Source organism: bacterium (assembly GCA_035559435.1).
Classification (GTDB): Bacteria; Zixibacteria; MSB-5A5; order WJJR01; family WJJR01; genus JACQFV01.
In genome coordinates, this window is record DATMBC010000103.1 from 41,250 (window position 1) to 66,038 (window position 24,789).

The window sequence follows — 24,789 nt, forward strand, 5'->3', positions numbered from 1 at the left end:
TGACGTCTGGCCGGCCGTGGGCTAATTCGCCGATGAGGTCGGCGTGGGACCCCAGCGTTTCTGCTTCTGGATGGGGATCGTGAACCGCGTTGATGCCGTGTCGGAGACCTGCACGGTGAACGATTTGCTCACTATCTCGCCGGCAATCGCTCCGGCGTACTCCACCCGGATCGTCTCCTCACCGCCGGGGGCGATCGGTCCGCCGGGCAGTTGGATGGTGAACCATTCATGCGGCGCCGACACCAGCGCCAGCGAAACCGGCTCGGCGGAAGTGTTGCGCACCTTGACCTCGATCCCGCCGCCGCCGGTCTGTGTGACCGAATCGAGATCAACCAGCGACGGAATGAAGGTGACCGGCGCCAGCGAATCGATCCGTGGCGTCGGGTAGGCGTTGAACGAGATCGAGGGCACATTCCCCGCCACATCGGAGACGATGGTCGCGCTCTTGCGGGTCTGGCTGCTGTACATGCCGGTGGAGAAGATCACTTCCACGTCGGTCGAATCCCCCGGCGCCAGCACCTTCTTTTTCAGCGGCGCCTTCGTGCAGCCGCAACCCGGACGGACATCGCTGATGTGCGCGGTGTCGGGCCCGGCGTTGCGGATCCAGTAGACATGGCTGATTTTCGTCTTCTGGGGGGTGTAGCCGAAATTAAACTCGCTGTCGGAGAGCTCCAGTCGCGCGTTGCTGGTCTTGCGCTCGGCCGGCGGCGGCGCGCCTTCCCTGCGTCTCACGATGGACGGGAGCGAGTCGGTGGCATGCGGCGGCGTCTTGGCCTCCTGGGCCGTGACGGTCCCCGCCGCCACAAGCGAGGCCGCCAGTACGGTGAGCGAACGGCGCATTATGAAATCCTTTCTCCACGAGAGCGCAGTCGGGCTCTCGGGCGGTCAACAAAAGCCCCGATGCCGAGTGGGTCGGCACCGGGGCGGATCGTTCCAATCGGGCAGATCGTGTTAGGGCGATGTGGGAGCCGGCCCCCAGCGCATGGCTTTGGAGATCGGCACGGTGACACGGGTGCGGGCCGAGTCGGACGCTTCCAGAGTGAACGACTTGTTGAAGAGTTCGTCGGCAATGTCCCGGTCCACCTTGACCTTGATGGTCTTTTCGTCGCCGGGGCTGATGAAGCCGCCCGGCAGATCGACATGCACATACTCGCTCGGCAAGGACACCAGCGACAGTTGCAGTTCCTCGCTGGAGGCGTTCTTGACGGCCAGTTTATACTCCCACGGGTTCTCCTGCTCCTCCGGCCGCAGGGAATCGAGCTTGATCTGCGGCGGGTTGACGTAGAAAACCGTCAGCGAATCCGTGAACTTCACCGGGTGGGCCGTGATCGACAGGGCCGGCGCCATGCCCGGCGCGTTGCAGATGATGCTCGCGCTTTTGCTGGTGCGCGAACTGTAGTGCCCGGTGTTGAAGATGATCTCGACGTCTGTGCTGTCACCGACAGCAAGCACCTTCTTTTTCAAAGGCGCCTTTGTGCATCCTCACCCAGGGCGAACGTCGGTGATACGCAACGTATCGGCTCCGACGCTTTTCAGCCAGAAGACGTGCGAGATGCTCGCCCCCTGCGGGACATACCCAAAGTTAAAGGCAACCTCGGGCACTTCCAGGCGCGGCTGATTCGGTTGGGCCGGGGTGGCGGGCGCCGGCTGCTGGGCACGTGCCGCCAGGGTCGCCAGCAACACGATCGCCGCTACTCCGGTAATTCGTTTTCTCATCATCGGTTGTCCTCACTGGCCTGCGGCCAAAGTCGGGATATTATACACATCGGGTCCGGCTATCGCAAACCGGAACGCTGCTAAGACGGCCCCTTGTTGTCAGGTGTTAACGACCGATTTCATTCCCGCTTGATGCGGGTGATCGGGACGGTGACACGGGTCTTGGCGGGATCGCTGGCTTCCAGCGTAATCGATTGCGAAAACGAATCCGGGGCGGAAGCGCTCAAAGTGAGGCCGATTTCCTTGCTCTCCTCGGGTTGCAAGGATATCTCTTTGACGTCCAAGCGGATATGCGGTCCGGGCGCATTGATCACCCGCAACGACACCGGCTCGTTTGAGACATTCTTTGCGGCAATACGGGCCTCGGTTTTACCGGCCAGATCGACAATCGCCGGGCTCACCGAAAAGACCGGTGTGGGCTCGTCGGGCTTGAGCACATGTGACCTGAAGGTCAGCGCCGGGACCCGACCGGTGGCATTCGAGATAATCCGGGTGAACTTCTCGACTTTGCCAGTCATGTTGCGCGATCCGAATAGGATCTCGACCGGCACCGAGTCGCCCACCTCGACCAGCGAATCGGTCAGCGGGGCGGTGGTGCAGCCGCAATTGGGCTGCAGCTTGGTGATCTCCACCCGATCCGTTCCGGTGTTGCGCAGCCAGTAGGTGTGAGCCACAATCGCGTTTTGCGGGACATAGCCGAAATCGAAGACCTCGGCATCGGCCTTCAGCCGTGGGCCGCTGGAACTGGGTGTCTGGGAGCAGGCCGGTGCCGCCAACAGGGCCGCGAGGCCGAAAGACAGGGCAGTATGGGTGGTCCAAGTCCGCTTCGACGTCATAAGCTGTTTTGTTGCAAATGGTTGTCTTCGCACACGCCGACAAACCGCTGGTATTATACGCACCAAGGCAGACGAAGTCGCGCCAAGAAAATGATAATGACTGGCGAATTTGTGGTTGGCGAATAAACAAATGTTCAGTATCACATGGCAGACCCGAAAAGGTCTTATGGAGGTCGCCATGAATCGGCTCAAAGAGCCCCTGACGGAAAGCCAGCTGCGCGTCTACCAATTCATCCGCGATCACATCCAGTCGGAGGGACGTCCGCCGACGGTGCGCGAGATCGGTGAGGCGCTGGGGATCAGTTCGACCAACGGGGTGCGTGACGCGCTTCTGATTCTGGAGCGCAAGGGGTACATCCGCCGCGAAAAGAACCTGTCGCGCGCCATCGAGTTGACCGAAACGCCGGTGGCGGCCAACATCGAGTCGATTCCGATTGTCGGACGGGTCGCCGCCGGTCTGCCGCTTCTGGCGGTGGAAAATGTCGACGGCCATGTGGCGATCGACCGCTCGTTTCTGCCGCGCGGCGAAGTCTTCTCGTTGCGCGTGACCGGCGAAAGCATGAAGGATGAAGGCATCCGCGATGGTGATCTCGTTTTGGTCAAGCGGCAGGATGTCGCCAACCGCGGCGATATCGTCGTGGCGGTGATCGGCGAAGAGGCGACGGTCAAGAAGTTCTATCCCGATCGCCATCGTGTCCGTCTCGAGCCGGCCAACGACGCCTTTCAGACAATCGTCGTCGATAAAAACGCCCCCGGCTTCTTCATCGCCGGCGTGGTGGTGGGGCTGTTGCGGCGGATTGCATAACGGCCGTTGAATTGCAACATCTCGAAACTCTCATTCTTCGCGGTTGATCTGAAGGGTGCGTGCGCTCTTTGTACGCACCCTGCGGATGAGGGGGTTCTGGTGAGCGCCGGATGAAGAATACGGTACTCGGCGTAGCGCGGTTGTTGACTGCAGCAATCGTAGTCTTGATTGCGCCGTCAGCGTGCTTGTCTCAAGCAAAGGCAAGTGAGGCAGGCGCCAGCCAGAAGATCTGGCGTTTCGCGGTTGTGCCGGAGTTCTATGTCGGTTGGGGTATTGCAGACGATCTATCTGAGACCAACCAGAGTATATCGGATCGAATCCATCTTGGACGGGGCGCAAACAAGTTCGCGGTGCGCGGACGACTACTCCTGAAGCAAGTCAGAGTCTGGTATCTAATGGATCTGATTTCAAAGGGCAGTTCGGGCGCTCCTGATAGCCTTGGTCTGTACTATGCCGCCGAGTCATTCTCATACCAACTTCTCGCTGGGCACTATTTCGACATCATTCATGATCGACTCGGTTTTGAGCCTTTGGTCGGCTACGGAATACGCAATGACAAAGCACGGGCATTTGACGAGTCATCCGACGATGACCTATATGTGGAAAAGCAGCACGGAAAGGGGCTAGTTCTCGGTTCATGCATGAATGTGGACTTGACGGAGCGGGTGCTGGTGCGCACCCTGTTCACCTACGCCGAGCTCCCAAGCATTGATCGCCGTCTAAAGATCGAAGTACTCGCTGCGCTGCCTCCAGAGGAGGGGATCAACCGACCGCTCATCGAGCGATCGGCATTGGTAACCGGAATGCATTTCAATTGGATTGATCGCACGAGGGCGGAAAGGATTTGGTACTTCGGACTGATTTTGTTTGTCGAGTATTAGGCCTGTTCTCAGAATGTGGGCAGGCAGCCCTGATGCGTTCATTGCATCAGGGCTTGCGGTAGCCCGTTCAGTCCGCCGCACAAAGAGCGAGTCAGGGCACCAAATGATTGCAATCTGTCTACCGGAATGAAGTCCTTCATGCGGGATGGACACTGTCGCGCCTGACCGATTAGACATCAATAGCCACGACAGCGGGGAGAAGAGGTGAGGTTGGTTGTACCACGACCTCGATGAGCCGGTCGATGTGATCGCGATCTTTGAGAAGGGCCAGCTCCGGCCGATCCGGTTTCGCTGGAAGGGGCAAACCTACAAAGTCGCGCGCGTCACCGGGCGCTGGAAAGCCCCGAAGGGCGAGGCTTGGGTGCGCCACTTCTCGGTGGTCGACACGCAGGACAATGTCTTCCAGTTGGTCTACGACGAACGCCGGACCGATTGGTCGATTTGCAAGGTGTGGGTGGAATGACAAAGATCCCATGCCCCCGCGATGCACGATGTGCATCGCGGGGGCCTGGGATGACGGAGTATTGTGAGAATGCAGGAATGGGCGGGAAAGCGGGCTTGTTGGGTGGGCGAAGAAGAGCAGGCTCGGCAGGAGCCTCGCCCTCCCAAGAAGAAAAATGCCAGGCCGGGATGGGAGGGCGAGCCTCCCGGCGAGCCGCCGCGGGATGATGCATTGGATACTTGATTCTTGCAGGTGAATGACGAATGTCCGAACGATTGACCGCGTTTCCTGTGCATCAGGCGCGCCATGTCGGCGGGACGGCGGAGGCCGCGCGGCGGATCATGCACATCGACATGGACGCCTACTTCGCGGCGCTGGAGCAACGCGCCAATCCGAAGTTGCGCGGACGTCCGGTGATCGTCGGCTCGACCAGCCCCAGCCGCGGCGTGGTCTCGACCGCCTCGTATGAGTCGCGCGCCTACGGCATCCGCTCGGGCATGTCCTCCGCCGAGGCGCACCGTCTCTGCCCCGACGGCATCTTCATCGGGGTCGATCCCGATCATTACGTCACCGTCTCCGCCGAACTGATCCGCATCTTCAACGAGTTCGCGCCGAAAGTCGAGGCGGTCTCGGTCGACGAGGCCTTTCTCGATGTCACCGGCTGCGGTGCGCTTTTCGGCGGGGAAGAGGCGCTGGCGCAGAAGTTGAAGGAACGCATCCGCGCGACGTTGTCGCTGTCGTGTTCGATCGGCATTGCCCCGACACGGGTGCTGGCCAAACTGGCCTCATCGGTCTTCAAGCCCGACGGCCTGACCATCATTCATCCGCCCGATATCGCCACCGTGCTCTATCCGTTGCCGGTGGACAAACTCTGGGGGATCGGGCCGGTCGCGACCGGGATCCTCGTCCGCGCAGGCATCCGCACCGTCGGCGATCTCGCCCGCGCCGATCTCAAACACCTCCGCCGCCTGCTGGGACAGACCGGCACGCTGATGGGACAGTTGGCGCGTGGCAACGAACAGACCCCGGTGCTCAACCCCGAGCAGCAGCCCGAGGAAAAATCGATCGGGCATGAACGCACCTTTCCGCGCGACTCGGCCGATCCTGATTTCCTGCAGGCCACCCTGCATTATCTGGCCGATCTGGTCTCGCGACGCATGCGGCGGCTGGGGTTCCGTGGACGCACCATCACCGTGCGCATTCGCCATGCCGATTTCACCACGTTGACCCGCCGCAACACGCTGGAGACCGCCACCGACAACCTCGCGGTGATCTACAAACGCGCCGCCGCGATTTTCCAAGCGCACTGGGATGAACGCACCCCGATCCGTCTGTTGGGCATTTCGGTTTCACAACTGGAGCATGTCGATGATTTGTCGGGGCAAACCGATCTGTTTGCCGATGCGGAGTGCTCGCGCGAAGGGACGCGACGGCGTCTGGATGCTATTGTCGATCAGATTCGCGACCGTTTCGGTGAAGATTCGATTCAGGGGGCATTTTCCTATCTGGGCATCGACGGGTAACCTGTCCGATTTTGTCGTCGGGCTGTCAGATTCGGACCGAATCACGGCTTCCTTTTTCCCGGCAGGACGTATACTTCGGTGGAGAGGTGTGCCTTGGATTCACGGGCGACGTTTATCAGACCGTACCGGCTAATACGTTGACTGAAAGCACCTTAAACAGGTAGATTGGGCCATGATGACCGACACGATGCCGACCCTTGCCACGCCGGCTCCTTTTAAGTTCGAGCCGCATCACTTCTCGCCGGCCGCCTACAATCTCGAATCATCCGTCATTCGCGACATCCTCAAGCATTCAAGCCAGCCGGGTGTGATCTCGTTTGCCGGCGGACTGCCCGCGCCGGAGCTCTTTCCGGTGGAGGCGATCCGTGATGCGGTCGACCGGGTGCTCACCCGCTATGGCAGCCAGCCACTGCAATATGGTCTGTCGGCTGGATATGGCCCGCTGCGTGAGTGGATTGCCCAGCGTCTGACCAGGCAGGGCGGAGTCCATCTGACCGCCGAGAACATCCTGATCACCGCCGGTTCCCAGCAGGCGCTCGACATTATCGGCCGCGCCTTTCTCAGCAAGGGCGACTATGTCCTCTGCTGTCGACCGACCTACCTCGGCGCTCTGCAGGCGTTTAATTTCTATGGCGTGAAGTATGCCTTGGTCGAAATGGACGAGCACGGGATGATGGTCGAGACCCTCGACCCGATCATCGAAAAGTACCGGCCGCGCTTCGTCTACACCGTGCCGACTTTCCAGAACCCGACCGGTATTTCCATGAGCTACGAGCGCCGCAAGCTCCTGGTCGCCAAGGCGCAGAAGTACAGTCTGCCGATCATCGACGACAATCCCTACGGTGAGCTGCGCTACTCCGGCGAGCCGGTGCCGTCGATTAAGAACCTCGGCGGGCAGGCGGTCATTCAGCTGGGCACCTTCTCAAAGACCGTCAGCCCGGGGTTCCGTCTGGGCTGGATCGCCGCCTCGCGCCAGACCATGAGCGTCTTCGCGCGGGTCAAACAGGCAACCGACCTGCATACCAACGAATTCTCGCAATATGTGATCCATGAGTTCGTCCAAGAAGGACGTCTCGACCGCCACATCGAGATTCTGCGCCGCTCCTACAAGGAGCGTCTCGAGGCGATGCTGCGGGCGATGAGCGAGTTCTTCCCGGACACGGTCAAGTGGACCCGTCCCGAGGGCGGACTGTTCCTCTGGGTGGTCATGCCCGAGCATGTCGACGCGGTCAAGATCCTGCCGCAGGCGATCGAGGAGAAGGTGGCGTTTGTCCCCGGCCAGCCCTTCCATCCGGATGGCTCGGGCAGGAATACGTTGCGGCTGAACTTCTCGAATTCGAGCGTGGCCGACATTCACGAAGGCGTCAAGCGGCTGGGACGGCTGTTCGCGTCGGTCCTGTAGCCGAAATTGGGCGCAAACACGGCCCGACCGGGCACGTAATTTGAGAAAGGCCGGTTTCCCGGCCGATGAGGAATCTGATGACGAACTGGCTCACCACTTGGTACTGGCGTTGGGAGGCATCCGTATAGGGTCGGTGGGCCGATTGACATCCATTTGCGCAAGTTCGAGAAGCCCGTCGACCCCGGCGGGCTTCTTCTTTTATCCGGCGGCAGTTCGCCGTTGTGGAGCGCGCGTTGCCAGCATACCGTACCCCGACCACGGAGACCGACATCATGGCCAAGATACCGTTCATCAAGGTGGAGTCGCTGGGCAACGATTTCGTGCTGATCGAGCAGACGGGCGCCCGTGCCCGCTGGAACGCCGCGCGGGCGGCGGCCATCTGCGACCGCCGGCAGGGCGTCGGCGCCGATGGTCTCATTCTATTGGGGCCTGAGGGTCGTGGGGGCGTTCGCTTCCGACTCTTCAACGCCGACGGCTCGCCGGCCGAGTGGTCGGGCAATGGCGTTCGCGGGGTGGGCGCCTTCCTTGCGGCCAACAACCCGCGGCGGCATGAGTTTCACCTCGAAACCCTCGTCGGCTGTGTGCGTGTCGGGGCCAAACGCCGCTCCGGCGGCGGGGTGATCGCCGACTTCACGCGGCCAATGCCCTCGGTGTCGCCGGTGCCATCGCGTCTGGCGCGTCCGGTGGCGGGGATGGCCGGACGCCACCTCGTTGCCGGTCCGGTGGCGGTCGATGCCGGAAATCCACACTGGGTCTTTCTGGTCAGTTCCTTCGACTATGACTGGTCGGCGATCGGCGCCGAATGCCAGCCGCTCAATCGCTCAACCGGCGGCATCAATGTCGAGTTTGCGCGCGTGCACGGTCCCCGGCGGGTCGAACTGCGCATCTTCGAACGCGGCGTCGGGCCGACACCCTCCTCCGGGTCAGGCGCGCTGGCGGCGGTGGCCGCCGTCTGGTCGATGGAACAGATCAACCGCGCCGTTGATGTCATCTCGCCCGGCGGTACACAGAAAGCGCGCATCAGCGCCTCGGGGCAGAGTGTCACGCTTGCTGCCCCGGCACGGATCGTCATGGCCGGGGTCTGGTCCGATGGTCTCCCCACCCGCAGGAGCGCCCGTTAGTGGAATTCGCCGCCTTCCAACGCGCCTGGCGCCAATCGCCGATTGTGCAGATCGCCGAGGAAATCCCCGTCGATCTGCTCACGGCGGCGTCGGTCTTTCTGCGCCTGCGCGGCGATCGGGCACGCGCCGCGTTTCTGTTTGAGAGCGTCGAGGGTGGGGAGAATGTCGGCCGCTACTCGATCATCGGTGTCGATCCGGCGGAAACCTTGACGCTGGCTTCGACGGGATGCGTTCATCGTGCCGGCCAGCGAGTGTGGCGCGCTCCGATTGGTGAGTTTGGGCGTCTGCTGCGCTCCCGGCTGCCGGGCGGCGACGGCCGACAGGGACTCCCCGGCGATGCCGGACTCACCGGCGGCTGGATCGGTTATCTGGGTTATCCCTGCGCGCATCTGTTCGAACGCCTCCCCGCGCATGCCCCCGACCGTCTGGGACATCCCTGGGCGATGCTTGGACTCTATCGCCAGGTGGTGGTCTTCGATCATGCTCGTCAGACCGCGCGTCTGTGGGTGACCACAGGTCAGGCGCTGTGGCCTGATGCGACGGTCCGCGCCGCCTTCAACCATGCGCGACGCGCGGCCGCGCTGACGATCCGTCGGCTCAAGCGGCCATTGGCGATTGCCGAACTCGGTCAACCGCGCACTGTGCGCGCCCAGTCGAACACCACACCTGCGGCCTTCCGCGACGGAGTCCGGCGGCTCAAGAAACACATTGGCCGCGGGGATATCTTTCAGGGTGTTCTGTCGCAGCGATTCCATGTGCCCGGGGCGATCGATGCGTTTGCCGTCTATCGCCGGCTGCGCCGCAGCAATCCCTCGCCATACATGTATTACCTGCGTTTCGGCGAGATTGCCATCGCCGGCTCTTCGCCGGAGACACTGGTGCAGAAACAGGGCGCGATGGTGACCACGCGACCCATCGCCGGGACACGTCCCCGTGGCGCCGATCCGGACGCCGACGGCAAACTCGAACGACAACTGCTCGCCTCGGTCAAGGAAAACGCCGAGCACATCATGCTGGTCGATCTGGGGCGCAACGATCTCGGGCGGGTGTGCCGGCCGGGCAGCGTCGCCACCACCCAGTTGCGCGCCATCGATCGATACTCGCATGTCATGCACATGGTCTCGACCGTATCCGGTAAGGCCCGGCCGCGCGTCGATGCGCTCGATGTCCTCGCCGCCGCCTTTCCCGCCGGCACGGTGACCGGGGCGCCGAAGATCCGCGCCATGGAATTGATCGACGCCATCGAACCGGAACAGCGCGGTGTCTACGCCGGTTGCGTCGGCTACATCGACTGGCACGACAATCTCGACATGGCGATCGCCATCCGTACCGCGGTCATCGACCGCAATGGCGGCCATGTGCAGGCGGGCGCCGGCATCGTCGCCGACAGCGATCCCGACCGCGAGTACCAGGAAACCTGCAACAAAGCCGCCGCGCCGCTGGCCGCGCTGGGTGGTGTGATCGGGAGACACTGAGCCGTGATCCTGCTGGTCGACAACTACGATTCCTTCACTTACAACCTCTACCAGTACCTGGCGGAACTGGGCGCGAAAGTCGATGTGCGCCGCAACGACGCGGTCACCGTCACCGACATCCCGGGCCGGTATGAGGCCGTGGTGTTATCGCCCGGGCCGGGGCGTCCCACCGAGGCGGGCGTCACGCCGGCGATTGTGCGCGAGTTGTCCGGGCGGCTGCCGATTCTCGGCGTCTGTCTCGGGCATCAGGCGATCGGCGAGGTCTTCGGTGGGCGGATCGTGCGGGCGGGACGATTAATGCACGGGAAAACTTCCATGGTCCGTCACAACGGCGCGGGACTGTTTGCCGGGTTGCCCAATCCCTTTGAGGCGACGCGCTACCATTCGCTGGTCGTCGAACGCGACAGTTGCCCGGAGACGCTGGAGATCACCGCCGAAAGCGACGATGGCGTGATCATGGGATTGCGCCATTGCACGCATCCGACCGTGGGTGTGCAGTTTCACCCGGAATCGATCCTCACCCGCGCGGGCAAGGACCTGTTGCGGAACTTTCTGGAAGGGCGACGCTGATGCCGCTCAAGCGCTTCATCCAAGCCGCGGTGGCGGCGGAACATCTGGACAGCGCGCAGGCGCGCGAGGCGATGTGGCATGTCATGCGCGGCGAGGCGACTCCGGCGCAGATCGCGGCATGGCTGGTCGCCCTGCGTCAGAAGCGCGAGACCATTGAGGAAATCGTCGGGTTTGCCACCGCCATGCGCGAGGCGATGACGCCGCTGGCGGCGGTCTCCGCTGACGCCATCGACACCTGCGGGACTGGCGGCGACGGCCTCGGCACATTCAACATCTCGACCGCCGCGGCGCTGATTGCCGCCGCCTGCGGCGTGCCGGTGGCCAAGCACGGCAACCGCGCCGTTTCGTCGCAATCCGGCTCGGCCGATGTGCTCGCCGCGCTGGGGTTTGAGATCGATCCCGGGCAGGAGGTGGTCGCGCAGGCGCTGGCGCGCACCGGCTTTGCCTTCATGTTCGCGCCGCGCTTTCACCCGGCGATGCGGCATGCCGCCGCGCCGCGGCGCGAGATCGGCGTGCGCACCGTCTTCAACATGCTTGGTCCGCTCTGCAACCCGGCGCGGGTCAAACGCCAGATCGTCGGCGTGTTCGACCGCTCCCGCGCGCGCGAGATCGCCGCGGCGCTGGCGAGCTTGGGCGCCGAGCGCGCCCTCGTGATCTCCGGCCCCGATGGCGCCGATGAGATTCTGCCCACCGGCGAAAACCTGGTGGTTGAGTGGGATGGACGCGCGCTGGGCGAACATCATCTGCGTCCGGAAGACCTCGGCGTCGAGCCCTGCGACCTCGCCGCGCTGCATGGCGGTAGCGCCGAGGAAAACGCCGCGATCATCCGCGCCATCGCCGGGGGCAAGGATGGCGCGCGCGCCGATGCCGCCCTGGTCAACGCCGCCGCCGCGCTCTACGTCGCCGGGGAAGCCGCCACCCTGGTGGACGGCGTCGAACTGGCACGTGCGGCGATTCACGATGGCCGTGTCGCCGATCTGATTCGCAGAGCCGCCGACGCCAGTCGCAGGATTGGATAAACCCGATGGCCGCCACGCGTCACAATGCCCCGCCCACACCTGATCTGGAACAGGACAATCGGGAGCGCATGCCGTTGCCGCGCACGTCGCGCTGGTTTGATGAGTATATCGACAACCTGCGCCGCATCTCGCCGGAATCCTGGTGGTTTCTGTTGGGCACGATGCTGGTATCGCTCTCGTGGCTGACGTTCATGCTGCTGTTTAATCTCTACATGAAGGAACGCGGCTACCCCGAAGGCGTCATGGGGCAGGTGCTCTCGGCGCAGTCCTTTGGCACCATGGCAATGGCGATTCCGGCGGCCTATCTGATCTCGCGTCTGTCGGCGCGCGCCGCGCTCGCCTGGTCCTCGGTCGGCGTGGCGATCGGCTTCACCTGGGTGACGCTGGTTGACGCCAAGGGCCTGATTATCGCCGCGGCGTTCATGGCCGGGATGATGCTCGCCTTCTCGCGCGTCTACAGTTCCCCGTTCCTGATGAAGTACACCACATCCGCGGAGCGCGCGATTGTCTTCTCGCTCAGTTTTGCCGCGTCGCTGGGCTCGGGACTGATTGCCCATCTCGGCGCGGGATCGCTCCATAAGCTGTTCACTGATCTGTCCGGCTCATCGGTGGAGGCCTACCGCTGGGTGCTCTGGTGCGGCGCGGGTTGCGGTCTGCTCGGGGCGCTGGCATTCACCCGACTGCCGTCGGGGATCCTCGCGCATCGCCGTCCCCGCGAGGAGTGGCGCCGCGCGATGAGGGCCAAGGGAGGCCTGTTCTTCCGTTTGGTCTTTCCGTCGTTTCTGGTTGGATTGGGCGCGGGATTGATTATTCCGTTTCTGAACATCTATTTCCGCGACCGTTTCGGATTGCCGACCCAGACCATCGGTGTCTACTACGCCATGGTGCAGGCCTCGATGATCGTCGGCGTCCTGCTGGGACCGGAACTGGCGCGGCGGTATGGAATGGTGCGGACGATTGTGTGGAGCGAGATCGCCTCGCTGCCGTTCATGGCGGTGCTGGCGTTCACACAGAATCTGACCGCTGCCACGGTGGCGTTTCTGGCCCGCGGCGCGCTCATGAACCTGGGCGTGCCGATCTCCAACAACTACCTTATGGAGCGGGTCGGACCGGAAGACCGCGCCACCGCCAACAGTCTGTCGCTTCTGTCCTGGACTTCCTCCTGGGCGATCACCGCCGCCACCGGCGGCTGGATGATTGAGAAGTGGGGGTATGCGCCCCCGCTCTTGGCCGGTTGCGGCTTCTATGTCGTCTCGTCGCTTTCGTATTACCTCTTTTTCCGCAATGAGGACATTCACGCCGGACGCATGTCGCCCGGACTGGTCGATCCGGAGTGATCCGCACACGATGAACACCAGACCGCCAGAACCCGGAATCGGGCGTTTGTTCCTCGACAAGATCGTCGCGGCAACGCGTGCGCGTATCGCGCGTCTGCGCGTGGAAACGTCGTTGGCCGCGTTGGAGTCGCGGGCGCGGGCTCACAGCCCGAGTTCGCTGGCTGCTGCGCTAAAGGCATCTTCACCGGCGATCATCGCGGAAGTGAAGAAGGCGTCGCCTTCGCGCGGACTCTTCCGTTCGGACTTCGATCCACTGGCCCTGGCCGCATCGTACCATGAGGGCGGAGCGGCGGCGTTGTCGGTGGTCACCGAGCCCGAGTACTTTCAAGGCAGCGATCAATGGTTGACGCAGATCCGCGTGCGGACCGCGCTGCCGATCCTCCGCAAGGATTTCATCCTCGATCCCTTGCAGGTCGCGGAATCGGCGGCGCTCGGCGCCGACGCCATCCTGCTCATCGCGCGGCTGCTGTCGGCTGAACAGATGCGGGAACTTCAGGCGGCGGCCGGGCAGCTGCGGTTGGAGATCCTTTTCGAAGCCCACGACGAAGCCGACCTGGAAAAGATCGACGCGTGCGCGCCGGCATTGATCGGCATCAACGCGCGCAATCTCGACACCTTTGTCGTCGACACCGACCAGTTCGCGCGTCTGCGCGCAAAGCTGTCCGCGGACGCGATCGCGATTGCTGAAAGCGGACTGAGCACGCACGCGGATATCGCCGCCGCGCGGCGTCTCGGGTACGCCGGATTTCTCATCGGCGAGACGCTGGTGCGCGCCGCGGATCCGGCGGCGCTTCTGCGCCTGCTGCGCGATGGAGCGAGCGCATGAATCGCACGCTGGTGAAAATCTGCGGGCTGACCCGCCCGGAGGATGCCCATGCGGCCGCCGCCGCCGGCGCCGATGCGATCGGGCTGGTCCTCTGGCCGGGGAGCCGTCGCTATGTCGACCTGGCGCGGGCGGCAGAGATCCGCAAGTCGCTGCCTGCCGGAGTGCGCGCGATTGGCGTGTTCGTCGACGGAGACGCGGGAAGCATTCGCCGCGCTGCCGCCGCGGTCGGTCTGGATGGCGCGCAACTCTGCGGACGGCTCGTCGGCGATGGCTGGGCCGAGCTGGCGGCGGGTCTGACACTGATACGCGCCGTGGGAGTGAGCGCGGCACGTCCCATCGACGCCTCGCTGCGCCAGGCGTTCGTCGCCGATTACCTCGTCGACAACGGCTCGACCGGCGCGCACGGAGGCGCCGGCCTGGCCTACAATTGGACGTTGGCCGAACCGTTGAAATCCTGGGGGCGTGTCTGGCTGGCCGGCGGACTGACGCCCGACAATGTCGCCGACGCCATCCACGCGGCGCATCCCTACGCCGTCGATGTGTCGACGGGCGTGGAAAGCGCGCCCGGCATCAAGTCACCCGATCTGATCGCGGCTTTCGTCATGGCGGTGCGCCGCCTCGACCCGTCCTCAACCATGGATTCGACCGATGCCCGCTAAAGCATCCCATCGACGGCCGCTCTACCTGCGCCGTCCCGATCGACGGGGACGGTTCGGCGCGTATGGCGGACGGTATGTGCCGGAGACGCTCATTCCCGCGCTTGACCAACTGGCGGCAGACTTCGAGCGCGCCTGGAAAGACAAATCGTTCCGCGCCGAGTACGCGCGCTGGCTGGCCGAGTTTGCCGGACGTCCCACGCCGCTGTACCATGCCGCCAACCTGTCGCGACGTCTGGGGCGCGGGCAGATCTACCTGAAGCGCGAGGATCTCAACCACACCGGCTCGCACAAACTCAACAACACGATCGGTCAGATCCTGCTTGCGGTGCGGCAGGGGAAGCGGCGCATCATCGCCGAGACCGGCGCCGGCCAGCATGGTGTCGCCACCGCGACCGTGGCCGCTCTGTTCGGACTGATCTGTGATGTCTACATGGGCGCGGTGGATGTGGCGCGCCAGGCGCCCAATGTCGAGCGGATGCGTTTGCTGGGCGCGCGGGTCATTCCCGTCACCACCGGCGCGCAGACGTTGAAGGATGCGACCAGCGAAGCGATCCGCGATTGGGTGGCCAATGTCGAGACCACCTACTATGTCATTGGCTCGGTGGTCGGGCCGCATCCGTACCCGTACATGGTGCGCGAATTCCAGCGCGTCATTGGGCGCGAGGCACGGGCGCAGGCACTGCGTCAATGCGGGCATCTTCCCGACACGCTGGTGGCCTGCGTCGGCGGCGGATCGAACGCGATCGGGCTGTTCACTGATTTTCTGCCCGACACGAAAGTGGAGATGATCGGCGTCGAAGCCGGCGGCTGCGGACGGAGGTCCGGTCAACATGCCGCCAGTCTGACCGCCGGAACCGTCGGCGTCCTGCATGGCTCCATGTCCTACCTCTTGCAGGACCAATACGGGCAGGTGACGGTGCCGCACTCGATCTCGGCAGGCCTGGATTATCCCGGCGTCGGTCCGGAGCATTCGTTTTTGCGCGACAGCGGGCGTGTGCGTTACCTGTCCGTCACCGACAAGGACGCGCTGGCGGCCTTCGAGATGCTGGCGCGCACCGAGGGCATTCTGCCGGCGTTGGAGTCGGCGCATGCGATCGCCGCATTGTCGCACCTGCCCGGGAACAAGAGCGGCCGTCGATTGATCGTTGTCTGCCTCTCCGGGCGCGGCGACAAGGATCTGGCGACGGTGATGGAGCAGAATCATGCGTAGTAGCAGCGCCCAAGCCCTCTTCGGCAGTGGCCGCCCGGTGGTGATCCCCTTTCTCACCGCCGGATTCCCCAGTCGCCGGACGTTCCTTGAGGCGGCTCAGATCGCGCACGCGGCAGGGGCGGCGGCGCTGGAAATCGGCATGCCCTTCTCCGATCCCCTCGCCGATGGTCCGGCAATCCAGCATTCGTCGCAAGGGGCGCTCGCCGCCGGGATGACCCTGGAAGGGGTTTTTGACCTGGCCGCGACTGTGCGCGCGCGTCTGCCGATCCCACTATTCCTGATGGGATACCTGAATCCGGTTCTGCGGCTGGGTATGGAACGGTTTGCACGAATGGCGAAGGCGGCGGGTGTCGCCGGGACGATCATCCCCGACTGTCCGGTCGAGGAAGCCGCCGCCTGGGTGCGCTGCTCGCGGCGACAGGACCTGGAGAACATCTTTTTGATCGCGCCGACTTCGTCGGAGGAACGCATACGACGTATTGATCGGCGATCCACTTCCTTCTCATATTGTGTGTCTGTCGCCGGCGTGACCGGCGCGCGCCGTGCGGTGACCCGCAGCACACGGGACTACCTGGCACGGGTCCGCCGGGTGGCGCAAAAGCCGTATGTGGTCGGCTTCGGGATTGCCCGGCCCGAGCACATCCGCGCCCTGCGCGGCCTGGCCGATGGATTTGTGGTCGGCTCGGCGTTGGTGCCGCTTCTGGAGGAGCGAAACTCCGGCTTGGTGAAAGCCGGACGGTTGATCAGGGGACTGGTCCGGGCCGCGGAATGACATCATGACGACGACTGTAGCGACAAGACAGCATGCCTTCTTCGACGAGGTCTGTCGCGCGACCGCCGCCGCGCTGGCGGCCATGGGATCGACGCTGTCCGCCTCCGAGATCGCGGACCTCTACGAGGCGCCCAACAAGAAGGGCTTTGGCGATTCGGCCTTCCCCTGCTTCCCGTTGGCCGGCATGTTGCGCATCGCCCCCAACGAGATTGCCGCGCGTCTGGCGGCGTCCTTTGTCCGTCCCGCGTCGGTTACCGATGTCAAAGCCATCGGCGGCTATTTCAACGTCTGGTACAATCCGCAGAGCGTCGCGTCGGAGGTGCTGCCGGAAATCGCCCGCTTGGGATCCTCATACGGTTCCTCCGCCGTCGGCGCCGGACGCACCATCTGCATGGATTACTCGCACCCCAACATCGCCAAGCCGTTCGGGGTGGGACATCTGCGTTCGACGGTCATCGGGCATGCGCTCAAAAACATTTATGAGAAATTGGGCTATGCCACCGTTGGCATCAATCACCTGGGCGATTGGGGCACGCAGTTCGGCAAGTTGATCGTCGCCTACCGGATGTGGGGGGACGAGGCGCAACTGCAGGCGCAACCGATCCGTCATCTCTACGATCTCTATGTCCGTTTCCATGCCGAAGAAGAGACCAATTCGGAGCTTTCCGAACGCGCCCGCGCCGAGTTCAAGAAGCTCGAGGACGGCGATCGCGAGAATCTCGCGCTTTGGAAGCGGTTCCGTGATGTCTCGCTGGAGGAATTCCAGCGTGTCTACCGCCGTCTCGGCGTGGAGTTCGATTCCTACCATGGCGAGGCGTTCTACAACGACCAGCTGGCGCCGCTGACCGAGCGGCTGCAGAGCGCCGGGATCGCCGTGACCGGCGACGATGGCGCGCTGGTGATTCCGATGGGCGACAGCGGCGAGCCGCCGCTGCTCTTGCGCAAATCCGATGGCGCGACGCTGTATGCCACGCGCGATTTCGCCGCCGCCGAGTATCGCTGGAACACCTACCATTTCGACCGGTGCCTGTACATCGTTGGTTCGGCGCAGGCGCTGCATTTCCGTCAGTTGTTCGCGGCGTTGGCGAAGGCCGGGTACCCGTGGGCCGAGCGCATGGTCCATGTCGACTTCGGCTGGGTGAAGTTCGCCGACAGCATGATGTCGACCCGGCGCGGAAACATCGTGTTCCTTGATGATGTGATTGAAGAGGCGGTCACCCGGACCCGGCGGATCATTCAGGAGAAAAACGCCGAGCTGCCCGATGCCGACGCGGTGGCCGAGGCCGTTGGGGTGGGCGCGATCGTGTTCTGGCAACTGTCGGTCAAGCGGCAGAAGGATGTCAACTTCGATTGGGAGGATGTCCTCTCCTTCGATGGCCGCACCGGACCGTACTTGCAGTACACGCACGCGCGCATCTGCTCGCTTCTGCGCAAATGGGGTGCGGCGGTGCCGGCTGCCGCCGACTTCGCCGCGCTCTCCGGCGAGGACGAGCGCCGTCTGCTTCTGCAACTGGCCGATTGGCCGCGCCGTATCGCGCAGGCGGCGGCGCAATACGAACCACAGATCATCGCCGCGTCGCTGCTGGACATGGCGCAGTCATTCAATGGATTCTATCAGAAGGTTCGCATTCTCGACGGCGAACCGGAGGCGCGGCCCGCGCGGCTGGTTCTTTGTGACGGCGTGCGCGCGGTGATGGCCGAGGGACTGCGGCTTTTGGGTCTGCAGGCGCCCGAACAGATGTAACGCCAAGGTGTTGGCGCCCCGGAGGCACTCAATCTCCGGGAACGGGAGACGAAGATGCTGATCGTCATGGACATGCACGCCGGGCCGAAGGAAATCGAGGCGGTGTGCAATGAAATCAAGTCACTGGGCCTCACTCCCCATGCGATGCCGGGCGCGCAGCGCACCGCCATCGGCATCACGGGCAACAAAGGCGCCGTCGATGCCACCCGCTTCGAGGCGATGCCGGGCGTTTTGCGCGTCATCCATGTCACCGCGCCCTACAAACTGGTCAGCCGTGAATTCCATGAGGCCGACACGATCGTGCGCGTGGGCAACGTGCCGATCGGCGGCAACGGCTTTGTCATCATGGCGGGACCGTGCGCGGTGGAATCGGCCGAGCAACTCGACCAGGTCGCCGAGCGGGTCAAGAAGGCCGGCGGCCAGATTCTGCGGGGCGGCGCCTACAAGCCGCGCACCTCGCCCTACAGTTTCCAGGGGCTCGGATTGCACGGGCTGAAGCTGCTGGCCGCGGCGCGGGAAAAGCACGGCCTCCCGGTGGTCACCGAGGCGATTGATCAGGAGTCGCTCGATCAGGTGGTCGAGTACGCCGACATGGTGCAGATCGGCGCGCGCAACATGCAGAACTTCTCGCTTCTGAAGATGGCCGGGCGGTGCGGCAAGCCGGTCCTGCTCAAGCGCGGGATGGCCGCGACACTCGATGAACTGCTGATGGCGGCCGAGTATATCGTCAACGAGGGCAACCCCAACGTCGTGCTCTGCGAGCGCGGCGTGCGCACCTTCGCCGATCACACCCGCAACACGCTCGATCTGTCGGCGGTGCCGTTTGTGCGCCGCACGAGCCATCTGCCGATCATCGTCGATCCCAGCCATGGCACCGGCAAGCGGCACAAGGTGACTCCGCTGTCGTGCGCCGCGGCGGCGGTCGGCTGCGATGGACTCATGATCGAGGTGCACCCGCATCCCGACACCGCGCTTTCCGATGGTCCGCAATCGGTCAATCCCGAGGAGTTCGACGACCTGGTCAGGCGCGTGTCCGCGATCGCCGCGGTGGTGGGACGCCATCTGACCATCCCGGATGGGAGACCATGACCTCCGCCAGCCCCGCCATTCCCCGTCCGGGCGAAATCCGCATCGAACCGGTGCGCAGATTGCACGGCGTCTATCGTCCGCCGGCCGACAAATCGATCGCGCATCGCGCGCTCCTTCTCGCCGCGTTGGCGAAGGGTCGTTCGTTGGTGCGTCCGGCGCCACGCGCGCTCGATGTCCACTCAACCGCCGCCTGCCTCAGGCAGCTTGGCGTGGCGATCGAGTCCCATGAAGACACCTGGGTGATGGAGAGTCCGGGCATTGCCGGTTGGATGGCGCCCGAACGCGCCCTGGACTGCGGCAATTCCGGCACGACCATGCGCCTGTTGGCCGGCGCCCTGTCCGCCTGCGGTTTCCCGGTGACTTTGATCGGCGATGAATCGCTGTCGCGACGGCCGATGCTGCGTGTGGCCGAACCGCTGCGCCGCATGGGGGCGACGATCACGCTCACGCCGCGGAACACCGCGCCGATCGAGTTGCGCGGCGGATCGCTCACCGGCATCCGCTACGAGCTGCCGGTGCCGTCGGCGCAGGTGAAGTCGGCGGTGTTGTTGGCCGGGTTGGCGGCGGTGGGCGAGACCATCGTGATCGAAGGCACCGTCAGCCGCGATCACACCGAACGGATGCTGGTGGCGGCCGGCGTGGATTGCCGGATCGAGCATCCGCAGCGTCCCGCCGGCGACAGGCGCGAACTGTTGCTGTCCGGCGCGGCCGTCGAAGCCCAGCCGCAGCGTCGCACCATCACGCTGGGCGCGCGGCGGATCGTTCAGCCGCAGGAATGGAACGTCCCCGGCGATTTCTCGGCGGCGGCGTTCATCCTCGCGGCCGCCCTCGGCGCGCGCAAGGCGGAAGTGATCATCGACCAAGTCGGCATCAATCCTACCCGTACCGGATTCCTGAAGGTGTTAAAGCGCATGGGCGCCGAGGTGGACGTGCGCAAAATCGACGAGTCCGGCGGCGAGCCGGTCGGGCAGTTGCGCGTCGAGGCCTGCGAATCGCTCAAGGCGGTGCGTGTGCATGAACACGAGGTTCCATCGCTGATCGATGAATTGCCGATGCTGGCGGTGCTGGCAGCGCGCGCCGAAGGCGTGACGGTCATCCGCGGCGCCGCTGAATTGCGCCACAAGGAGTCCGACCGAATCGCCGCGGTCGCCGCCAACTTGCGCGCCATGGGCGCCAAGGTCGCCGAACTGGAAGACGGCTGGGCCATCGAGGGCCCGACCGAGTGGCATGGCGCCGTCATCGATCCGCGCGGCGACCACCGCATTGCCATGGCCTTTGCCGTCGCCGCGCTCTGGGCCGATGCGCCTTCGACGATCCAGGACGCCGGCGTGATGGCAATCTCCGATCCCGATTTTGCGTCGTCGCTGATCGCGCTGACCCAATAACCCATGCCCACCCGCGCCGCCGATCGTTACCGCACCGGACTCTACGGCATCGTGGGGCGCAACATCTCGTACACACAGTCGCCATTCATCTTCCGCGCGGTGTTCCGTGAATTGGGCTGGTCCGCCGACTATGGCATCTTCGACATCGCCGCGCGCGAGTTGCCCTCGCTTCTGGCCGCGATGCGCCGCGCGCCCATTCGCGGACTGAATGTCACCGTGCCGTACAAGCAAACGGTCATGCCCTTGCTGGATGTCTGCGATCCATCGGCCCGTCAGGTGGGTGCGGTAAACACCATTGCCCTCGAACGCGGGCGTCTGGTCGGCGTCAACACCGACATCGCCGGCGTGGTGGCGGCGCTGGGACCCCATCGCGCGCGTCTGCGCGGCGGCGAAGCGGTCATCTTCGGCGCCGGGGGCGGCGCGCGCGCGACCGCCGCGGCGTTGATCGAGGAATTCCGGATGGCCCGTGTGACCATCGCCGCGCGTCATCCCGCCGCGGCGCGCCGTTTGATCCATGACCTGCAGGACCGGATGTCGCCGGCGCATCTGACCACCGCGGCGTTCGCGCCGGCGCGCGATCTCCAGGAGGCGCTTTTGGCCGCGGCGCTGGTGGTCAATGCCACGCCGGTCGGCACAGCGGGAACGCCGGCAACGCGCCTGTTGCCGCGTGGGACGCGGCTACGGTCCGCCACCATCGCCTTCGATCTGGTCTATCGCCCGCGTCCCACGCTCTTTGCCCGCGAGGCCCGGGCCGCCGGATGCCGCCGGATCATCGACGGCTGGCCGATGCTGATTGCCCAGGCCGAGGCCGCCTTCCGGCGCTGGACCGGCCGCGCCTTCCCTGTCCGGACACGAACGACACTGTTGCGTCTGCCGCATCTGCCGTGAACACTGCCACGACCGAGTCGACTGTCGTCATCCTCAAGCGCGGCGCCGGGCAGGGGTTGCGCACCTTCTGGATTTTGATGCGTGTCATGATCCCGGTCTACGTCGGGATTGCGCTGTTGTCGCGGACTCCCGTGCTGCCAGCGATCGCCGCGTTCTTTCAACCGGCCATGGGCATCTGGCATCTGCCCGGCGATGCCGCGTTGGCGATGGTGCTCGGGCACTTTGTCAATCTCTATGCCGCCCTCGCGGTGATTGCCGCCGGCCACTGGGATCCGACCGCGGTCACCGTCGCGGCCATCATCCTCGGCGTTTCGCATTCGCACATCATGGAAAGCGCCATCTTCCGCCTGATGCGCGTGCCGTTCGGCGTGCTGGCGGCGATTCGCGTCACCGCCGGTTGGGGACTGGGTTGGATCGTGGCCGCCCTGATGTCGCATTAGAGGAGAGGAGCCAATGGACGCCGCCTTCGAAATCGCGCGTGGATTGGGCAGTCTGGCGCTCAAGATCTTTCTGATCGTCATGCCGCTGCTGATGTTCCTGGAGTGGGCGCGTACCCGGCGCTGGTTTGACCGTTTCATTCAATCCAGCAATCATCTCTTCGCCCCGGTGGGTTTCCGTCCTCCGGCGCTCTTTCCGCTGATGACCGGCATCCTTTTCGGCATTTCGTATGGCGCCGGGGTGCTGATTCCGCAGTCGCAATCGGGGCACATCTCGCGCCGTCAGGTTTTTCTGATCGCGCTGTTTCTCTGCCTTTGCCATGCGATTGTCGAGGACACGTTGCTGTTCGTCGTGGTCGGCGCCAATCCCTGGGTCCTGGTGATCACCCGGTTTGTGGCGGCGATGCTGATTGTCTACATTTTCTCCCGGCTGGCCTGGCCGATCCGGCCGGAGCCGGAGGAGGTTGCAACTGAGCATGTTTGAGACCACGCGCCGTCACATCTACCTCGCCGGATTCATGGGCACCGGCAAGACCGCCGTCGGCGAGCGTCTCGCCGCCCGACTGGGCTGGCATTTCATCGACTTGGATGCGATGATCGTCGCCCTGCGCCATCGCGGCATCCCGGAGATCTTCCGTAGTGAAGGGGAGTCGGGCTTCCGGCATCTCGAGTCGCGCGCGCTGCGTCTGGCGGCTGTTTCACCCCACACGGTGATCGCGCTGGGGGGTGGGACACCGTTGCGGCCAGCGAACGTCAACGTCGTGCGTGCCACCGGCCGCTGCTGGCTTTTGACCGCCGAGCCGGGCGCCATCTGGGACCGTGTCCGGCACACCTTGGCCGAGCGGCCGTTGTTGGCCGACGTGACGACACTCTCCGGCGATGATGCCGCGCGTCGGAGGCGTTTCGAGGAAGTTATTGCGCCGCTCCTGGCCGAACGACGCGCCGCCTACGAGCGCATCGCCGACTTCACCATCGACACAACGCGTCTGTCGGTGGATGAAGTGGTCTCCCGCATCGAATCCGACTTTCACGCCGCCACCCAGCGTCAGGATCATCCATGAGCGCCACACGTCCGCTTCGTCCCACCCTCATCGGACAGACGCCCGGCGCGCGTGTGCCGGTCTATCTCCGTCCGGACATTGCCACGCTGCTGCCGCGATTGCTCGGCAAAGTTCCGGCGTCGACCACGGCGCTGGTGGTGGTGACCGATATGACCGTGGCGCGTCTCCACCTGGGACCGCTGAACCGTGCCCTGACCGCCGCGGGATGGCGGGTCGACCGCTACGTTCTGCCGCCGGGTGAGCGCATCAAGACCCGCGCCGTGGTCGATTCCCTCCATGAGCGCTGGTTTCGTCAGGGCTACGATCGCTCCACTCCGGTCATCGCCTTCGGAGGCGGGACAGTCGGCGACGCCGCCGGCTTTGCCGCCGCCACCTTCATGCGCGGCCTGCCGCTGTGGCAGGCGCCGACCACCATCGTCGGACAAGTCGATTCCGCTCTCGGCGGCAAAGTCGGCATCAACCACCGACTGGGGAAAAACCTGATCGGCTGTTTCTATCAGCCCACCGGGGTGGTCATCGATCCGACTCTGCTTGCGACCTTGCCATCGCGCGAACTGCGCGCCGGGCTGGCGGAGGTGGTGAAATACGGCGTCATCGATGATCCGGCGTTGTTTGAGACATGCGAGCGACGTCTCCCGTCCTGGGTGCGCGGGGACCGTCCCATCGATGCCGCGGTAATCGCCGCCTGCGCCGCCATCAAACTGCGGATCGTCGAGGCCGATGAACACGACCGCGGATTGCGGCACCGGCTCAATTTCGGCCATACGCTCGGCCACGCGCTCGAGGCATGGGGCAAGTACCGTATCTTCCGCCATGGGGAGGCGGTCACGTTGGGAATGGTGGGGGTCGCTTCCATCGCGGCGGCACGGGGAGTCTTCCCGTCGTCGGATCTCGCGCGGCTGGAGTCGCTCTGCAGGCCGCTGGCGCCTTCGATCTGGTCCCCGCGTTTTGTGCCCGAAGCGGTCATCGCGCATCTGGCGCTGGACAAGAAACGCCAGGGTGGACGCAACACCTGGCTGTTGCCGCGGCGCATCGGGGCAGTGGCGAGCGTGCGCGATGTGGCCGACAATGAAATAGTGGAGGCGCTGCGGTACGTGCGGCGCTGGTTGGACTCGACCAAGTGAGGACCGCGTGGCGCATACGATTCTGGTAATCAACGGCCCCAATCTCAACCGTCTGGGAATGCGCGAGCCGCACATCTATGGCTCCGAGACACTGGATGAACTCAACGCCCGGATCCGCGCGCGCGCCCAGGATCTGGGCCTGCAGGCCGAGTTTTTCCAGTCCAACCACGAGGGGGCATTGATCGACCGTCTCCACGCCCATGGCCCCGTTGAGGGGATCGTCCTCAATCCCGGCGGACTGGCGCACACCTCCGTCTCGTTGCGCGACGCCGTGGCGTCGCTCTCGATCCCGGTCATCGAAGTCCACATCTCCAACATTCACGCCCGCGAGCCCTTCCGCCACACCTCGTTGCTGTCGGGCGCCTGCCGCGGGGTCATCGTCGGGTTGGGCACTTACGGTTACCTGCTGGCGGTCGACTGCATGGCGCGCCTGATCCTCGACCGTTAGTGTAGTATTTGGCGTTGTC

At 64.4% G+C, this 24,789-nt stretch carries 27 protein-coding genes; 23 read left to right on the forward strand and 4 right to left on the reverse strand.

The annotated features are described in order from the left end of the window. Positions 1–21: 21 nt before the first annotated feature. The 4 genes from VNN55_11745 to VNN55_11760 all read right to left on the reverse strand — a co-directional run bounded on the left by VNN55_11745 (position 22) and on the right by VNN55_11760 (position 2,492). Positions 22–840 (reverse strand): DUF1573 domain-containing protein, encoded by an 819-nt coding sequence (locus VNN55_11745; GenBank protein ID HWO58227.1) that lies wholly within the window; start codon positions 838–840, stop codon positions 22–24. A gap of 111 nt (positions 841–951) precedes the next feature. After that, positions 952–1,464, reverse strand: coding sequence for a hypothetical protein (locus tag VNN55_11750; GenBank protein ID HWO58228.1), 513 nt, complete (start codon positions 1,462–1,464; stop codon positions 952–954). Positions 1,465–1,482: 18 nt separating this feature from the next. Beyond that, positions 1,483–1,719: a hypothetical protein gene (locus VNN55_11755; GenBank protein HWO58229.1), complete on the reverse strand. Its 237-nt coding sequence runs from the start codon at positions 1,717–1,719 to the stop codon at positions 1,483–1,485. A gap of 116 nt (positions 1,720–1,835) precedes the next feature. Then, the gene (locus tag VNN55_11760) at positions 1,836–2,492 is read right to left on the reverse strand and encodes a DUF1573 domain-containing protein (protein ID HWO58230.1); all 657 of its coding nucleotides are present in this window, start codon (positions 2,490–2,492) and stop codon (positions 1,836–1,838) included. A 238-nt stretch (positions 2,493–2,730) separates the two neighbouring features. On the opposite strand from VNN55_11760, the gene lexA reads away from it, so the two are divergent. The 23 genes from lexA (at position 2,731) to aroQ (ending at position 24,770) form a co-directional block, all read left to right on the forward strand. After that, positions 2,731–3,357, forward strand: a complete 627-nt coding sequence (lexA, locus tag VNN55_11765; GenBank protein HWO58231.1) for a transcriptional repressor LexA — start codon at positions 2,731–2,733, stop codon at positions 3,355–3,357. Between the two features lie 110 nt (positions 3,358–3,467). Beyond that, a complete protein-coding gene (locus tag VNN55_11770; protein ID HWO58232.1) occupies positions 3,468–4,238 on the forward strand; it encodes a hypothetical protein in 771 nt (256 codons plus the stop codon). A gap of 214 nt (positions 4,239–4,452) precedes the next feature. After that, positions 4,453–4,701 carry a DUF6504 family protein gene (locus tag VNN55_11775; GenBank protein ID HWO58233.1) on the forward strand — a complete coding sequence of 83 codons (249 nt, stop codon included), beginning with the start codon at positions 4,453–4,455 and terminating at the stop codon, positions 4,699–4,701. A gap of 242 nt (positions 4,702–4,943) precedes the next feature. Continuing rightward, positions 4,944–6,203 (forward strand): DNA polymerase IV, encoded by a 1,260-nt coding sequence (gene dinB, locus VNN55_11780; GenBank protein HWO58234.1) that lies wholly within the window; start codon positions 4,944–4,946, stop codon positions 6,201–6,203. A gap of 172 nt (positions 6,204–6,375) precedes the next feature. Further along, on the forward strand, positions 6,376–7,605 hold the full coding sequence (locus VNN55_11785) for a PLP-dependent aminotransferase family protein (GenBank protein HWO58235.1): 1,230 nt from the start codon (positions 6,376–6,378) through the stop codon (positions 7,603–7,605). A 272-nt stretch (positions 7,606–7,877) separates the two neighbouring features. Next, a complete protein-coding gene (dapF, locus tag VNN55_11790) occupies positions 7,878–8,726 on the forward strand; it encodes a diaminopimelate epimerase (protein ID HWO58236.1) in 849 nt (282 codons plus the stop codon). Next, positions 8,726–10,201 carry an anthranilate synthase component I family protein gene (locus VNN55_11795; protein ID HWO58237.1) on the forward strand — a complete coding sequence of 492 codons (1,476 nt, stop codon included), beginning with the start codon at positions 8,726–8,728 and terminating at the stop codon, positions 10,199–10,201. Before dapF ends, VNN55_11795 begins: the two co-directional genes overlap by 1 nt. Before the next feature lie 3 nt (positions 10,202–10,204). Next, complete coding sequence (locus VNN55_11800) at positions 10,205–10,771, forward strand: aminodeoxychorismate/anthranilate synthase component II (protein HWO58238.1); 567 nt, start codon at positions 10,205–10,207, stop codon at positions 10,769–10,771. Then, a complete protein-coding gene (trpD, locus tag VNN55_11805) occupies positions 10,771–11,790 on the forward strand; it encodes an anthranilate phosphoribosyltransferase (protein ID HWO58239.1) in 1,020 nt (339 codons plus the stop codon). The genes VNN55_11800 and trpD overlap by 1 nt, the downstream gene beginning before the upstream one ends. Positions 11,791–11,795: 5 nt before the next feature. Then, complete coding sequence (locus VNN55_11810) at positions 11,796–13,127, forward strand: MFS transporter (protein ID HWO58240.1); 1,332 nt, start codon at positions 11,796–11,798, stop codon at positions 13,125–13,127. A gap of 46 nt (positions 13,128–13,173) precedes the next feature. Continuing rightward, positions 13,174–13,953, forward strand: coding sequence for an indole-3-glycerol phosphate synthase TrpC (trpC, locus tag VNN55_11815; GenBank protein HWO58241.1), 780 nt, complete (start codon positions 13,174–13,176; stop codon positions 13,951–13,953). Continuing rightward, the gene (locus VNN55_11820) at positions 13,950–14,612 is read left to right on the forward strand and encodes a phosphoribosylanthranilate isomerase (GenBank protein HWO58242.1); all 663 of its coding nucleotides are present in this window, start codon (positions 13,950–13,952) and stop codon (positions 14,610–14,612) included. The genes trpC and VNN55_11820 overlap by 4 nt, the downstream gene beginning before the upstream one ends. Next, a complete protein-coding gene (gene trpB / locus VNN55_11825) occupies positions 14,602–15,822 on the forward strand; it encodes a tryptophan synthase subunit beta (GenBank protein ID HWO58243.1) in 1,221 nt (406 codons plus the stop codon). Before VNN55_11820 ends, trpB begins: the two co-directional genes overlap by 11 nt. Continuing rightward, positions 15,815–16,594: a tryptophan synthase subunit alpha gene (trpA, locus tag VNN55_11830; GenBank protein HWO58244.1), complete on the forward strand. Its 780-nt coding sequence runs from the start codon at positions 15,815–15,817 to the stop codon at positions 16,592–16,594. Before trpB ends, trpA begins: the two co-directional genes overlap by 8 nt. A 4-nt stretch (positions 16,595–16,598) precedes the next feature. Next, positions 16,599–18,338 (forward strand): arginine--tRNA ligase, encoded by a 1,740-nt coding sequence (gene argS, locus VNN55_11835; protein ID HWO58245.1) that lies wholly within the window; start codon positions 16,599–16,601, stop codon positions 18,336–18,338. 54 nt (positions 18,339–18,392) lie between these two features. Further along, positions 18,393–19,427, forward strand: coding sequence for a 3-deoxy-7-phosphoheptulonate synthase (gene aroF / locus VNN55_11840; GenBank protein HWO58246.1), 1,035 nt, complete (start codon positions 18,393–18,395; stop codon positions 19,425–19,427). Continuing rightward, positions 19,424–20,812, forward strand: coding sequence for a 3-phosphoshikimate 1-carboxyvinyltransferase (locus VNN55_11845; GenBank protein HWO58247.1), 1,389 nt, complete (start codon positions 19,424–19,426; stop codon positions 20,810–20,812). The genes aroF and VNN55_11845 overlap by 4 nt, the downstream gene beginning before the upstream one ends. Positions 20,813–20,815: 3 nt before the next feature. Beyond that, the gene (gene aroE / locus VNN55_11850; protein ID HWO58248.1) at positions 20,816–21,700 is read left to right on the forward strand and encodes a shikimate dehydrogenase; all 885 of its coding nucleotides are present in this window, start codon (positions 20,816–20,818) and stop codon (positions 21,698–21,700) included. Further along, complete coding sequence (locus VNN55_11855) at positions 21,697–22,140, forward strand: nucleoside recognition domain-containing protein (GenBank protein HWO58249.1); 444 nt, start codon at positions 21,697–21,699, stop codon at positions 22,138–22,140. The genes aroE and VNN55_11855 overlap by 4 nt, the downstream gene beginning before the upstream one ends. A 13-nt stretch (positions 22,141–22,153) precedes the next feature. Beyond that, positions 22,154–22,621 carry a nucleoside recognition protein gene (locus tag VNN55_11860; GenBank protein HWO58250.1) on the forward strand — a complete coding sequence of 156 codons (468 nt, stop codon included), beginning with the start codon at positions 22,154–22,156 and terminating at the stop codon, positions 22,619–22,621. After that, entirely contained in the window at positions 22,614–23,198 is a 585-nt protein-coding gene (locus VNN55_11865) for a shikimate kinase (GenBank protein ID HWO58251.1), read from the forward strand. Before VNN55_11860 ends, VNN55_11865 begins: the two co-directional genes overlap by 8 nt. Then, the gene (aroB, locus tag VNN55_11870; protein ID HWO58252.1) at positions 23,195–24,322 is read left to right on the forward strand and encodes a 3-dehydroquinate synthase; all 1,128 of its coding nucleotides are present in this window, start codon (positions 23,195–23,197) and stop codon (positions 24,320–24,322) included. Before VNN55_11865 ends, aroB begins: the two co-directional genes overlap by 4 nt. 7 nt (positions 24,323–24,329) lie before the next feature. Then, the gene (aroQ, locus tag VNN55_11875) at positions 24,330–24,770 is read left to right on the forward strand and encodes a type II 3-dehydroquinate dehydratase (protein HWO58253.1); all 441 of its coding nucleotides are present in this window, start codon (positions 24,330–24,332) and stop codon (positions 24,768–24,770) included. Positions 24,771–24,789 lie beyond the last annotated feature (19 nt).

Excerpts from the sequence above, each read along its gene's own strand:
- VNN55_11745 (HWO58227.1), bottom strand. The coding sequence starts at position 840 with ATGCGCCGTTCGCTCACCGTACTGGCGGCCTCGCTTGTGGCGGCGGGG.
- VNN55_11755 (HWO58229.1), bottom strand. The coding sequence starts at position 1,719 with ATGATGAGAAAACGAATTACCGGAGTAGCGGCGATCGTGTTGCTGGCG.
- lexA (HWO58231.1), top strand. The coding sequence starts at position 2,731 with ATGAATCGGCTCAAAGAGCCCCTGACGGAAAGCCAGCTGCGCGTCTAC.
- VNN55_11770 (HWO58232.1), top strand. The coding sequence starts at position 3,468 with ATGAAGAATACGGTACTCGGCGTAGCGCGGTTGTTGACTGCAGCAATC.
- dinB (HWO58234.1), top strand. The coding sequence starts at position 4,944 with ATGTCCGAACGATTGACCGCGTTTCCTGTGCATCAGGCGCGCCATGTC.
- VNN55_11785 (HWO58235.1), top strand. The coding sequence starts at position 6,376 with ATGATGACCGACACGATGCCGACCCTTGCCACGCCGGCTCCTTTTAAG.
- dapF (HWO58236.1), top strand. The coding sequence starts at position 7,878 with ATGGCCAAGATACCGTTCATCAAGGTGGAGTCGCTGGGCAACGATTTC.
- trpD (HWO58239.1), top strand. The coding sequence starts at position 10,771 with ATGCCGCTCAAGCGCTTCATCCAAGCCGCGGTGGCGGCGGAACATCTG.
- VNN55_11810 (HWO58240.1), top strand. The coding sequence starts at position 11,796 with ATGGCCGCCACGCGTCACAATGCCCCGCCCACACCTGATCTGGAACAG.
- VNN55_11820 (HWO58242.1), top strand. The coding sequence starts at position 13,950 with ATGAATCGCACGCTGGTGAAAATCTGCGGGCTGACCCGCCCGGAGGAT.
- trpB (HWO58243.1), top strand. The coding sequence starts at position 14,602 with ATGCCCGCTAAAGCATCCCATCGACGGCCGCTCTACCTGCGCCGTCCC.
- trpA (HWO58244.1), top strand. The coding sequence starts at position 15,815 with ATGCGTAGTAGCAGCGCCCAAGCCCTCTTCGGCAGTGGCCGCCCGGTG.
- argS (HWO58245.1), top strand. The coding sequence starts at position 16,599 with ATGACGACGACTGTAGCGACAAGACAGCATGCCTTCTTCGACGAGGTC.
- aroF (HWO58246.1), top strand. The coding sequence starts at position 18,393 with ATGCTGATCGTCATGGACATGCACGCCGGGCCGAAGGAAATCGAGGCG.
- VNN55_11845 (HWO58247.1), top strand. The coding sequence starts at position 19,424 with ATGACCTCCGCCAGCCCCGCCATTCCCCGTCCGGGCGAAATCCGCATC.
- aroE (HWO58248.1), top strand. The coding sequence starts at position 20,816 with ATGCCCACCCGCGCCGCCGATCGTTACCGCACCGGACTCTACGGCATC.
- VNN55_11860 (HWO58250.1), top strand. The coding sequence starts at position 22,154 with ATGGACGCCGCCTTCGAAATCGCGCGTGGATTGGGCAGTCTGGCGCTC.
- VNN55_11865 (HWO58251.1), top strand. The coding sequence starts at position 22,614 with ATGTTTGAGACCACGCGCCGTCACATCTACCTCGCCGGATTCATGGGC.
- aroB (HWO58252.1), top strand. The coding sequence starts at position 23,195 with ATGAGCGCCACACGTCCGCTTCGTCCCACCCTCATCGGACAGACGCCC.